General features: G+C 44.0%; 10 protein-coding genes. 3 read left to right on the top strand and 7 right to left on the bottom strand.

Annotation, left to right across the window (positions count from 1 at the left end; translation table 11 throughout):
• The 3 genes from V7K35_RS28455 to V7K35_RS28445 all read right to left on the bottom strand — a co-directional run.
• On the bottom strand, positions 1 to 484 hold a 484-nt coding region (locus V7K35_RS28455; RefSeq protein WP_335083692.1), incomplete at its 3' end, for a HEAT repeat domain-containing protein.
• Positions 485 to 664: 180 nt separating this feature from the next.
• Entirely contained in the window at positions 665 to 868 is a 204-nt protein-coding gene (locus V7K35_RS28450; protein ID WP_335083690.1) for a hypothetical protein, read from the bottom strand.
• A gap of 201 nt (positions 869 to 1,069) precedes the next feature.
• Positions 1,070 to 1,546: a hypothetical protein gene (locus V7K35_RS28445; protein ID WP_335083688.1), complete on the bottom strand. Its 477-nt coding sequence runs from the start codon at positions 1,544 to 1,546 to the stop codon at positions 1,070 to 1,072.
• Between the two features lie 598 nt (positions 1,547 to 2,144).
• Between V7K35_RS28445 and chlP the strand changes: the two genes are divergently transcribed.
• Complete coding sequence (gene chlP, locus V7K35_RS28440; RefSeq protein ID WP_335083686.1) at positions 2,145 to 3,365, top strand: geranylgeranyl reductase; 1,221 nt, start codon at positions 2,145 to 2,147, stop codon at positions 3,363 to 3,365.
• A 203-nt stretch (positions 3,366 to 3,568) separates the two neighbouring features.
• Here chlP and V7K35_RS28435 read toward each other — a convergent pair whose 3' ends face one another.
• Positions 3,569 to 5,581 (bottom strand): S9 family peptidase, encoded by a 2,013-nt coding sequence (locus V7K35_RS28435; protein WP_335083684.1) that lies wholly within the window; start codon positions 5,579 to 5,581, stop codon positions 3,569 to 3,571.
• Between the two features lie 193 nt (positions 5,582 to 5,774).
• On the opposite strand from V7K35_RS28435, the gene V7K35_RS28430 reads away from it, so the two are divergent.
• On the top strand, positions 5,775 to 7,139 hold the full coding sequence (locus V7K35_RS28430; protein WP_335083682.1) for a DUF3370 domain-containing protein: 1,365 nt from the start codon (positions 5,775 to 5,777) through the stop codon (positions 7,137 to 7,139).
• A gap of 370 nt (positions 7,140 to 7,509) precedes the next feature.
• Positions 7,510 to 8,862: a pentapeptide repeat-containing protein gene (locus V7K35_RS28425; RefSeq protein ID WP_335083679.1), complete on the top strand. Its 1,353-nt coding sequence runs from the start codon at positions 7,510 to 7,512 to the stop codon at positions 8,860 to 8,862.
• Positions 8,863 to 8,872: 10 nt separating this feature from the next.
• On the opposite strand, the gene V7K35_RS28420 is transcribed toward V7K35_RS28425, so the two are convergent.
• The 3 genes from V7K35_RS28420 to V7K35_RS28410 all read right to left on the bottom strand — a co-directional run bounded on the left by V7K35_RS28420 (position 8,873) and on the right by V7K35_RS28410 (position 12,113).
• Complete coding sequence (locus V7K35_RS28420) at positions 8,873 to 9,487, bottom strand: Uma2 family endonuclease (protein WP_335083677.1); 615 nt, start codon at positions 9,485 to 9,487, stop codon at positions 8,873 to 8,875.
• 144 nt (positions 9,488 to 9,631) lie between these two features.
• On the bottom strand, positions 9,632 to 10,417 hold the full coding sequence (gene map / locus V7K35_RS28415) for a type I methionyl aminopeptidase (protein ID WP_335083675.1): 786 nt from the start codon (positions 10,415 to 10,417) through the stop codon (positions 9,632 to 9,634).
• 121 nt (positions 10,418 to 10,538) lie between these two features.
• Entirely contained in the window at positions 10,539 to 12,113 is a 1,575-nt protein-coding gene (locus tag V7K35_RS28410; RefSeq protein WP_335083673.1) for a group II intron reverse transcriptase/maturase, read from the bottom strand.
• Positions 12,114 to 12,200: the final 87 nt, after the last annotated feature.

The raw sequence follows: 12,200 nt of genomic DNA, 5'->3' as shown, positions 1-12,200 counted from the left end.
CAAAGTTAGAATCTGTAAGCAGTTTTGCAACTTGTGGAGCTTGTTCCTTGGCTTGCATCTGCCCTAATGCCTGTGCTGCTGCATTACGGACATCAGAGTCAGGATCTTTGAGCATGAGGGTAAGTTGTGGAGCTTGTTCCTTGGCTTGCATCTGCCCTAATGCCTGTGCTGCTGCTTTACGGGAAACTGGTGGATCTTTATCCTGCAACTGTTTGGCAAACTGTTTTACAAGCTCATCATAGTTTTTTATCTGAGATTTAGGGTTATCTAGCTGATATTGCTGAAAGTGTTCTGCTGCTTTAGCCCTAACTTTAGGTATTGGGTCTTTTAGGGCTGCTACGATACCGTTAATCTGCCATGCTTCTGGCTGAAGCTTTTCTTCAGCGTTTACCCAAGGTAGAGAGAGGAAGAAAGTCAGGAGTAGGGTGAAACAGAAAAGGAAAAAGAGTGATCGCTTGCTGGTGTGGCAGAGTATGGTGAGCATAATAGAGAGCAAGGCAGCAGATTACATGCGGTTATGGGTATAACAACAACCTTACAGTTCCTAATTCCTGATTTAAAAAGTTAGATATTGTGGGGTAAGCTCTCTCACTTTCACAATTCATAGGACGGGTAAGATGCCCATCCCAAAAAAATAGTTAAATATTTTTTATTTGAAAATGCCTTAATTTTGATTGACGAGTATCAAAGACTCGTCCACGAGTATCAAAGACTCGCCGATGAGTATCAAAGACTCGCCGATGAGTATCAAAGACTCTCCCGCGAGTATAAAAGACTCTCCCGCGAGTATAAAAGACTCGTCCACGAGTATAAAAGACTCTCCCGCGAGTATAAAAGACTCGCTCACGAGTATAAAAGACTCGCTCACGAGTATAAAAGACTCTCCCGCGAGTATTAAAGACTCATTAATGAGGTTTAACTACTCATTCACGGAGTTCAGAGACTACAGCACTTATTGTTTGAATGCAGTACACTAGATACGCGGTAGGGGCACAGCATTGCTGTGCCCCTACGAATGGTTGTATTTGACGCAAGCGAGAACGGCTATAAACCGAATAGCAATATTTGCCTATAAATCAGAGTTAGTTTTAGCAGGTTTACTTTTAATAGCTTTAAACCGTTCCCCTAACTGTTCGGCAATCGTTTTTAACCCTGGAGTTTTCTTTGCAGCAGTCTTGACGTAATCATAAACTGTCAAACTGCTGCCCATTGCTTCGCTGCCGACTGCCATTAAGGTATCATCTACTTGTTCTGTCAATTGTCGCAATCCAATCAAAAGCTCAGTAAGTGTGATTGCTAATTGATAATCCCGCACAAAATCATTTACATCAAAGCTGGCTGGGAGAATTTCTCGGTTAGATTGGGCAGCAGTCAGGCTAGTGTTGACAAAAGCTAGGCTTTTATCGCCCATCTTAAATAACTTGCGTCGTTCTTCTACACTCAGAGTCACGAGAAAAGGCATCTTTGCTTGGATAGTCGCAAAGGCTGCTTTAATTTCTTGGATATCTGCTGGGGAAAGGGAGCCTGTAATGTTTTGGTAAGCCATTGGATATTTACTGTGGTGAATCTATTTGTTATGATTCCCACTGAATAAATGCGATCGCACAAATTTGGGCATGGGGAGTAAGGAAATTAACCTCTCTGGTTGTACACACAAGTCGAATTACCCCCCTAAGTCCCCCCTTATAAAGGGGGGAAAAAAGAAAATCTAGTTCCCTCCCCAATATATCGGGGAGGGTTAGGGTGGGGTAAAACTTACGCTTCAAGCTAAATGAATTGTTATGATTCCCACTAGTAAATGCGATCGCACAAATTTGGGCATGGAGAGTAAGGAAATTAACCTCTCTGGTTGTACCAAGTCGAATTACCCCCCTTAGTCCCCCCTTATAAAGGGGGGAAAAAAGAAAATCTAGTTCCCTCCCCGATATATTGGGGAGGGTTAGGGTGGGGTAAAACTTACGCTTCAAGCTAAATGAATTGTTATGATTCCCACTAGTAAATGCGATCCATCCGCCATCTCGCTTTTCGTATCGAAACATTAAGGAATATTGCATTTCAGTCGAAACCTGGAGGTAAAGCGCCAAATCAGCCAAAAGACCGTGGTAGTATGCTCTCGGTAAATGTGAAGATTGGGAGAAAGACCTTTGACACTACGGGTTGCTGTTATTGGGTCAGGCCCTGCTGGTTCATCTGCCGCAGAAACACTGGCAGCCTCTGGGATTGAAACCTACCTGTTTGAGCGGAAGCTAGACAATGCGAAGCCTTGTGGGGGCGCAATTCCCCTATGTATGGTGAGTGAATTTGACTTACCACCGGAGATTATCGATCGCCGGGTACGGAAGATGAAAATGATTTCGCCTTCCAATCGTGAAGTCGATATCAATCTGATAAATGAAGATGAATATATAGGAATGTGCCGCCGGGAAGTGTTAGATGGCTTTTTGCGCGATCGCGCGGCAAAAGTCGGCGCAAATTTAATTAATGCCACTGTTCATAAACTTGATATACCAGGAAACAATACCGACCCCTATACCATTCATTACATTGACCATACAGAAGGGATATCACAGGGTATTGCCAAAACTCTGAAGGTGGATGTAATCATTGGGGCCGATGGGGCTAATTCTCGCGTTGCTAAAGAGATGGACGCTGGGGATTACAATTATGCGATCGCTTTCCAAGAGCGAATTCGCTTACCCGAAGACAAAATGGCCTACTACAACGACCTCGCCGAAATGTATGTCGGTGATGACGTTTCTACCGATTTCTACGCTTGGGTTTTCCCCAAACATGACCACGTAGCTGTCGGTACTGGCACAATGCAGGTTAATAAAGCCAGCATCAAACAGTTACAAGCAGGTATCCGCGCCCGTGCTTCCGAGAAATTGGCAGGCGGTAAAATCATCAAAGTAGAAGCCCACCCCATTCCCGAACATCCCCGTCCCCGCCGTGTTGTTGGTCGCATCGCTTTGGTGGGAGATGCTGCTGGTTACGTTACCAAGTCTTCTGGTGAAGGTATTTATTTTGCCGCTAAATCTGGGCGGATGTGTGCCGAAACTATTGTAGAAACATCTAATAGTGGTAGTCGTATTCCTACAGAAGGCGACCTCAAGGTTTACCTGAAGCGTTGGGATAAAAGATACGGACTCACTTACAAAGTGTTGGACATTCTGCAAACTGTGTTTTATCGTTCCAACGCCACCCGCGAGGCGTTTGTGGAAATGTGCGATGACCTCGATGTACAACGGCTAACATTCGATAGCTATTTGTATAAGACGGTTGTCCCAGCTAATCCGATCACCCAACTGAAAATTACTGCTAAAACAATTGGTAGTCTAATTCGGGGTAATGCCCTTGCACCTTAATTAAGTGGGACTTCCAACAAATAAATTACCCGATTTTGCTGATTGGAAAGAATGTCAAGTTGAAATTGATGGGTAAACAAGTTCGTAGTAAGGACTTTAGTCCTAGATTTTTAAGCACTGAAGTGCTTACTACAAACTCATCATATTTAATGAGACATACCACTTGGTAATTTGTGAAGTTCGTCAAAAGTATTTATTTATACTCACAATCCATGCTTGCTATACCAATTAAGATAGCGTTGTAGGCGATCGCGCTGGTAAGTTGGCTTGCTAATATCGTGGGATTGCTCAGGATAAATAATCAATTGAGTATCAACCCCTAAACTTTTGAGTGCTTCATACATCTGCTCAGAGTTATGCAACGGAACCTCAGCATCGCGATCGCCACCCAGAAATAGTGTTGGTGTCACAATTCGGTCGGCGTGCAGGAAGGGAAAAGAAACTCGTAGCCAAGTCTTGAGGTTTTTCCACGGCACGCCCAGTTCCTGTTCGTAGTCATAAACATACTCGTCAGTACCGTATCCTGCCAAAATATTGGAAATGCTAGCTCCACTTACCGCAGCTTTGAAACGGGTATCTTGGGCGATAGTATAGTTTGTTAACATACCACCGTAGCTCCATCCACCTATTCCCAACCGAGATGGATCGGCTATTCCTTGTGCTTCAACGTAGTCAACAGCAGCAAGGACATCTTGAACATCTTTATTTCCCCAGTCAGCGTAAATAGCCTTCGAGAACGCTTCACCCCGTCCCGAACTACCCCGTGGATTAACTGCAACGACAACATAACCTTTTGCAGCAAACAGTTGCCAGTTAAACATAAACTGGTTTGTGTACTGCCCGACTGGGCCACCATGAAGTTGAAGGAGTGTTGGGTATTTCTTTCCTGGTTGAAAATTTGGTGGTTTGACTAAAAAACCGTGGATTTTGGTGCCATCTTTACTCTTGAAACTAATTTCTTCCGTCGTTCCTAATAGAAGTTGGACAAGCAATTCCTGGTTTTGGTGCGATATTGAACGCAGTTCAGTGCCTTTGAGGGCAAAAACCTCACTTGGCTGCTGCGGTATTGAGGATAACAAGGCAATCTTGTCGTCACCCCCTAAGTCAAAAGCGCTGATATTTCTGCGTCCAGCTAGCAATCGCTCTATTTTACCGCCTGTTACTGGTACTTTTGCTAAGTGAACATTGCCATCGTCTTCCAGCAAAAACAGAATTGATTTGCCATCAGATGTAAAGCGTGGCTTAACAACATTGCGATCAAGTTTTGCTGTTAACAGGCGTGGACTACCTCCTTCCGATGGAATAACGGCAAGATGGTAAACAGCGTACTCAATTAGCTTTTGAGGGCCTCCTTGCAGATAGGCTATTAACTTCCCATCTGGACTCCAAACAGGTCGGCTACCCCAGGAGGGATCGCAATCGGGGACTTCATTGGTAGTTATTTGATGTACTTTTGCTCCTGGTTGGGCGTTGATTGTGTAGACATCCCAATTGTTATGCCGATCAAAATCAGCACCGCGCTTGCTGACAAAAGCAATCTCCTTTCCATCTGGAGACCAGCTGGGCAAATACTCATTAAACTCACCTGGCGTTAGAATATCTGCTTTATGGGTTGCTAAGTCAAACACGTAGAGGTGTTCACGACTTTTTCCGAGATATCCAACACCGTCTTCCTGAAATTGAAACCGATCAATGACAATTGGCTGTGCCGTCTTTTGTTCGTTATAAGTTTTTTGGGGTGGATCGTCGGCGATTACAGCCAGTTGTTTGCCATCGGGCGACCAAACGAAATCAGAAACGCCTCCTGGAAAATCTGAAATCTTTTCTGCTTCTCCACCGGCAAGATTCAGCAGCCAAATTTGATTGCCTTCACTGCCGGACTGACGACTGGAGAGAAAGGTCAGATACTTTCCATCGGGACTGAAACGAGGAGAACTTTCGCTATCTTTGCTGTTAGTTAATTTTAGGGTGCGGGAGCCATCCCACGAAGTCATATAAATATGGTTGTTGACAGAATCATTATTGATATCGGTACTCTTGACCGTATAGGCTATCCAGGCTCCATCGCTAGAAATTTGCGGTTCGCTGACTTGGTGGAGAGCAGACAGATCGTCTAGGTTAATCAGCCGCTTGGACGTTGCCTGAACTTTGAGACTCGTACTGATCAAAGCAGCGATCGCACCACAAGCTAATGCGAGTTCTCTGAACCTTTTCATTTTTGTTGTAAAAATTAGCAGGGACGCTTATCTTACATCTGTTAGTCACTTTGGTGCCTGTTACTTGCAACTATATTTTACAAACAGTTAGTAAGGGTTTTGGCAAACATCCTCTAACTTGTCACGGATTGCAGGAGGTATAGATTAGGAATGCTGTATTCTTAACTTCAGCGATAAATTGCTTTTTGAATAAATGCTTAATCTTATTTCCTATTTGTTTTTGGCTCAAGCATTGCCTTCTCCTCCACCGCAGGAAATCTTCGTTCCCCAACAAACAAGACCTTTAACAGGACATCTTGACGAAGTACCAGTATTTAACAGTAATAACCCAGAAGTAGTTAAGAGTGAAGGAATTCTGCTGTCTACATTTCCTCCTCAAGGCAAAAAAGTGCCCAGCGCCCACCTGAACTTTCCATTTCAGGGACGATTTGATTTATTTTCTCACCATATTGCTAGAGCGATTGAGACTCCAAATGATTTGCGGACTCTTTATTTGGGGGTAATTGTTTACAATCCCAGCGATCGCCCTGCAACTGTCAATATATTGCAAGCAGCTAGTTATCTTAGTCAACCTGATGCACCTTTTATCAAACTTCCCGCTATGCAGTCAAATAATTCGGGAAACATTTATGCAGGGCCAGGCGATCGCGCCATGAATGATCTGCTGCGAGTCAGACGGCAGTCAGGATGGCCAGCGCAGTTGGTAATTCCACCAAAACAAAGCCGGATGTTAATGAATCATCCAATTCCAGTGCGGACTTTAACCCCGCCATTGAATGGACGTTCTACTTTGTTGCATTTATATAGTGATAGTCCAGTTTATCTGGCGAACTTGGCCATGTTTGCCAAACCCAATCCCGATGGTAGCGAACGAGCGCCCACTTTAGAAGAATGGGAGAACTTGTTAGAAAATGGTGATTTTGCAGGGCCCCGCGAACCTGCCCCCAGTCCTCCAAATCATCTTGCAGGGGCAACAGAAATTTACGGACGGGTAGCGGGGGTAGCTATTGGCTCTCGTTGGCAAGCACAAGTTACCGACTCGAATAGTTCATACCTGACAATTCCTGAATCGGGACAAGCTTTTTCCTACGGTTTAAGTACCCTTTTGGCAGGCAAAATGGGTACTGGACAAAACCAAACTGCTAAACTAGTGGCGCGTTATCCTGGTACTGCTTACGAAGCTCATGGCAACTACGGCATTGAATACAACATCTCTCTACCATTAATCAACAATACGGATAAGCCGCAAACTATAAATGTGCTTTTCCAAACACCTATCAAAGAAGATCAGTTAAGTAAACCAGGGCTTCGCTTTTCTTCACCACCCCAACCATCTGTCTTTTTTCGAGGTACAGTTCGTGTTCGCTACAATGACGATAATGGCTTACCCAGAACCCAATACTGGCATTTAGTTCAACAAGAGGGACAGATGGGAGAACCGCTTGCTCAATTAAAAATATCTCCTGGCCAGCGGCGAATGGTAGAAGTGGATTTTCTCTACCCACCTGATGCTGCCCCCCCTCAAATGCTGACAATTCAAACGGTAGACCAAACTTAACAATTCAAAATTAAAGACATTACATAAGGGGATTTAAACCCTGACTGAAACTGCCATATGTAGCAATACGCTTGGGTTAAGCTAGGACTTACGCAAAAATCGCCCGAAAGCTTAATTTGTCGAACCGCCAAGAACGCCAAGAATTCGTAGAGTGTGCGTAAGTCCTATAAGCATTTCTTTCTTCTCTCTGCGTCCTCTGCGCCTTGGCGGTTCGTTAAAAACATTGACTTGGATAACAGAGTTTTAGCCTTAACCCAAGCGTATTACTATATGTAGCGCTTCTCAGTTTTATGGAATACAAGTCTTTGGTTTAGTGCAATTTCTGATAAAACAGATGTTGAACTGAATCTGCTGGGGCAAAATAGAAAACATGACAATTGAATCCAATTCCTCTAATCTACCAACCCCAGAACCAGCACCCGAAAATGACTTGCAACCGGATGACTTTGACGGGAGTGCAACTGAGAAAAACCTCAGTTCAGAAGTACTAGCTACACAACAAGCTCTAGCGGCGATCGCATCTTTGAAATCTCCGCAATATACAACTGCTCTCCAACAAGTCCGTTCCGATCTCAACCAACCTATTACTAAGGAATTTATAGTTAAGCCGAGAGCATTGTTAATTACTTTAATCGCGATCGCCATTACCTTCACTGGAGTTATCCTCAATAACTGGATTATCGGCATTATCGGAACGCTGATAACTTTGCTCTTATCCCTAGCGATATTATTACCTTGGTTGCAAGAAGTTTTAGACAAGTGGTTTTCACCCCAAGAACGCACGCTGTTTGTGGCATTTTTAGGATTACTAGTAGCTATTGTCGGCTTGATCGAGTTTACAGGTGTGGGCGATCGCTTGCTTGTTTTAGGACACCAGATTAACTGGGACATTGCTGGAACTCTAGCAGATTGGTTTGGCGCTTTGGGGCAAATTTTGATCGCCGTCATCGCCGTTTACGTAGCGTGGCGACAATATGTCATTTCCAAAGACTTGACAATTCAGCAAAACCTGCTCACAGTTCAACAAAATATTATCACCCAGCAGCAGACAATTGATTCCTATTTTCAAGGCGTTTCAGACTTAGTATTAGATCAAGAAGGATTATTAGAAGATTGGCCCCAAGAAAGAGCGATCGCCGAAGGACGCACTGCGGCAATTTTAAGTAGTGTAGATGGCAGTGGTAAAGCGAAAATTCTCCGCTTTCTCTCACGTTCCAAGTTACTCTCACCCTTACAACGCGATCGGCTATTAGGCCGAGCCATTCTCGACGGTAGTGGCGGATATGCAGAAGACCGCCTAGAAGGTGTGCGTGTCATCGATTTAGGCGTAACCCTAGCCGCAGCAGACCTTTCTGGTACTGATTTACGTTGGACTGATCTGAGCGAAGCTAATCTTGTCCGCGCTAATCTGGCTGGTTGTGATTTAGTAAAAGCCAACCTCTCGCGCACAATTTTATATAATGCTAATCTCAATGGTGCCGACATCAACGGGATTCGCCTATTCTACGGTGTAGTAGATAAAGCATCACCCCGCAGTCGCACTGAACCACCGGATTATCAAACCGGCGAACAAACTGGCGCTGTGGTGGAAAATGCCGATTTCACGAATGTGCAACGGATGTCTGAGTCTGCACGTAACTACTGTTGCACTTGGGGTGGCGAAAAAACCAGAGGTACTATTCCCGGTGGTTGTGAAGGTATTCCTAATAAGTTGGGAAAATAGTGATAAAAAATTAGTTAGCCGCATTAAAAATCTGCTGTGCAGTCAAATTTAATTGGGGAAAGGTAGGTGATGAAATCGCGGTGTTACTTTGAAACGATGTCATTTGATATTCACCATCAACTAATTCGCATACAAAAATAGTGGGTTGTTTGGGATTGCCGATGAACTTTCTTGCACCCAATGCAGCATAATCAGCAATCCAATATTCGGGAATTCCCATTTCTTCATAATCTCTAAATTTATTGTAGTAATCATCTCGCCAGTTGGTTGAAACAACTTCGATGACTATTGGAACCGATGCTGCTTGGCTTACTGTTGACTGTTTTTGAAAAAGCGGTTCATTGTCGAGATTATCAAGATTTAGCAGCAACACATCAGGCGAATAAGCGGATTCGGCAGAAGGAGTTTGGATCAATGCAGTTTTAGGAATTCCGTAGGGTAAATTAAGACGATCAAACTCCACAGTTAATTTCCGCGACAAAAACGCAATAACTTTTTCATGTGTTCCGGTTGGAGGCGGCATTTCAATAATTACTCCTTTGTGCAATTCATAGCGTTTTCCATCGTTAGGATACCACTCAATAAACTCATTAAAGGTGAGTAATTTAGGCAACGCTTGGGTCATAATCCTACCTCCATAACAGAGAGTACTGAGAAAAAAATCAGAGATTTTACGACATCCTTGAGCGAAAAAAATATAAGTCTTTCAGGAATTAGAACTACTGGCTTTAGTTCATCTCAAACAAAAGGATTTTTTTGTAGGATGTTGTCATACAGCCCAGTAATTCTCGCCTTCAGGTAGGGTGAGGATTTCAACACCATCTTCAGTTACAGCTAAGGTATGCTCACATTGAGCAGAAAGCTTGCGATCGCGCGTTACCGCAGTCCATTTATCGCCCAGAACCTCGACTTCGTAAGTGCCTTCGTTAATCATTGGCTCAATAGTAAAAACCATCCCTGGTCTGAGGCGCTTGCCCTTACCTCGTGTGCCATAGTGGGGAATATCCGGCGCAGTGTGGAAAATGTTACTGATGCCGTGTCCAACGAAATCTCGCACCACAGAAAAGCCTTGTCCTTCAGCATACTCTTGAATAGCTGCACCAATGTCGCCAATGCGTCCCTCAGGTTTAACTTCAGCAATACCCAGGCGGAGACACTCCTCTGTCACTTCAACTAGCTTTCTCGTTTTTGGGGAAGGAGTGCCGACGAAGAATGTCTTGGATGTATCGCCATGATAACCCTCAACAATCGGCGTCACATCAATATTAATGATGTCACCATCCTTGAGAATTTGCTTGGCGTTGGGAATGCCGTGACAGATTACCTCATTTACACTGGTGCAAATCGATTTAGGATAACCTTTATAGCCAAGGGGTGCGCTTTTTGCTCCATGCGCTTGCGTCCAACGTTCGGCTTCATCATTTAGTTCGAGAGTACTAACCCCTGGCTTCACGAACGGTTCAAGATGCCGAAGAAGTTTGGCTGCTAAACGGCCAGCTTGACGCATTTTGTCTAATTCTCGCTGGGATAAAATAACAATTAGTTCGGTTTTCATTAAGTTTTATCTAGATATCTTTACATAAACATAGTGGTTGAGTCGATGGGGGGTATTATTCCCCGCACCTCTCAGTTAAATCTGGGCGTGCGACTTTCACCGCACCCAGCTTCCGATGTTCTCAGCTTGCGCTTTTGCTCATGTGTTTGTAATCGTGGCAACTCTCATGAATTGCTTCAGAATTATTTTTCTTCCAGTTGGCGTGATTTCCGTCGATGTGATGCAGGTGAACCCGTTCCTCATCGATGAATTTTAAGCCGCAGAATGCACATTTATGGTTTTGCTTCTTAAGGGCAATAGAAGTTTCGCCGTCATACAGCTTACTGTTACGTTCGCTCCAATAGGCTGTATTTCCGTCATAGGGGGACTTCTTACCTGCCACCATGACGTGTTTATTTTCGGAATAAGGAACCTTTGGAAATGCTTTGTCTAGTAATTTCTTGCTAGAGTTGCGGTTTTGATTGGTTTCCTTGTTAAATACCGTGTAAGCTCTTTTTTGGATGTGGTATAGCGAGTTTCTAGACCCGTCCATCTTGCAGAACTTATGGTAATTTCTCCAACCTCTAACTACCGGGGCTAATTTCTTAGCTTTTATGATAGCGCCATAATTCGAGTTGTTGACGATGTGTTTTCTTTTCTTACGGAACGCTTTGCAGTTATCCACTGAAGGGATACTTCTAAACTTTCCGTTTTTCTGGACTTTAAAATGCCAGCCGAGGAAATCAAACCCATCTGTCGCGGCGGTAACTTTGGTTTTCTTTTGGCTTACATTCATTCCGCGTTTACGGAGAAACTCGCTGATTCTTTCAAGTATCTCTGTCGCATCATCTTCGGGTCGGAGTATAATAACCATATCGTCTGCGTATCGGATTGATGGCTCGACGATATTACTGGCTGAGGTTTTAGCAGTTATTCTGAATCCTCGTTTGTCGTGATGTCTATGTATACTCTCAATCCCGTTGAGTGCAATGTTAGCTAGTAGAGGACTGACTACTCCCCCTTGGGGTGTTCCTTGTTCGGGAAATTCTGGGTTGACTCCAGCCTTAAGGCATCGGAAGATACCGAGTTTTAAGCCTTTAGGGGCGATGAGTTCGTCCATTATTGCTGAGTGATTAATCCTGTCGAAGCACTTCTCGATATCGAGTTCTATGACTCGTTTATCTATTCCATTCGCTACGGATCTAAGGTTATTAAAGATGTACTTTTGTGCATCATGGGCAGAGCGCCCAGTTCTAAACCCATAACTCCTGGAGTGGAAAGTGGCTTCGTGTGCTGCTTCTAGTGCGTATTTTGCTAGGCATTGCCAAGCTCTATCCGCGACGGTAGGTATCTTAAGCATTCTGGTAGTCCCGTCCTTCTTAGGGATGGGGATTTCCCGTAGTCCTTGATGCTTCCAATTTCCACTATTCATTTTTAATGATTCTTCAAGGTTGAAGCGTTCTTGAAATGATAGGGATTTCTTCCCATCAATACCAGCCGTCTTTTTGCCAGCGTTTAGCTGAGATACTTGTCTTATTGCAAGAAATCGAGCCGAGGTTGATTTTAGAATAAGCTTTTGGAGTAACCGTGCTTTCCGCTTGTCTCCAACTTGAACAGCTTTAAATACGCGCTTTTGAAGGCGGAAAAGATTTCGGCGGAATTTCTTCCACGGTAATGCTCTCCAAGATTCACTAGTATGTTTACTGTGTCTAATCATTTTCTCTTCTAGAGTTTGTATTTTCTGAACACCTCAGACCAATTACGGTCTGTCCTACCCGAATTGTGGGGATTCCTCCGCTCGTCT

Origin of the sequence: Nostoc sp., from assembly GCF_036917275.1 — a bacterium.
In the GTDB taxonomy this organism is placed as follows: Bacteria; Cyanobacteriota; Cyanobacteriia; order Cyanobacteriales; family Nostocaceae; genus Nostoc.
Note: the sequence above shows the minus strand (reverse complement) of the source record. Positions and strands in the feature narration are given on the sequence as shown.

What these genes read in the sequence shown, in the direction of transcription:
- V7K35_RS28425 (WP_335083679.1), top strand. Translation starts at nt 7,510, where the DNA reads ATGACAATTGAATCCAATTCCTCTAATCTACCAACCCCAGAACCAGCA.
- V7K35_RS28445 (WP_335083688.1), bottom strand. Translation starts at nt 1,546, where the DNA reads ATGGCTTACCAAAACATTACAGGCTCCCTTTCCCCAGCAGATATCCAA.
- V7K35_RS28435 (WP_335083684.1), bottom strand. Translation starts at nt 5,581, where the DNA reads ATGAAAAGGTTCAGAGAACTCGCATTAGCTTGTGGTGCGATCGCTGCT.
- map (WP_335083675.1), bottom strand. Translation starts at nt 10,417, where the DNA reads ATGAAAACCGAACTAATTGTTATTTTATCCCAGCGAGAATTAGACAAA.
- V7K35_RS28430 (WP_335083682.1), top strand. Translation starts at nt 5,775, where the DNA reads ATGCTTAATCTTATTTCCTATTTGTTTTTGGCTCAAGCATTGCCTTCT.
- V7K35_RS28420 (WP_335083677.1), bottom strand. Translation starts at nt 9,487, where the DNA reads ATGACCCAAGCGTTGCCTAAATTACTCACCTTTAATGAGTTTATTGAG.
- V7K35_RS28410 (WP_335083673.1), bottom strand. Translation starts at nt 12,113, where the DNA reads ATGATTAGACACAGTAAACATACTAGTGAATCTTGGAGAGCATTACCG.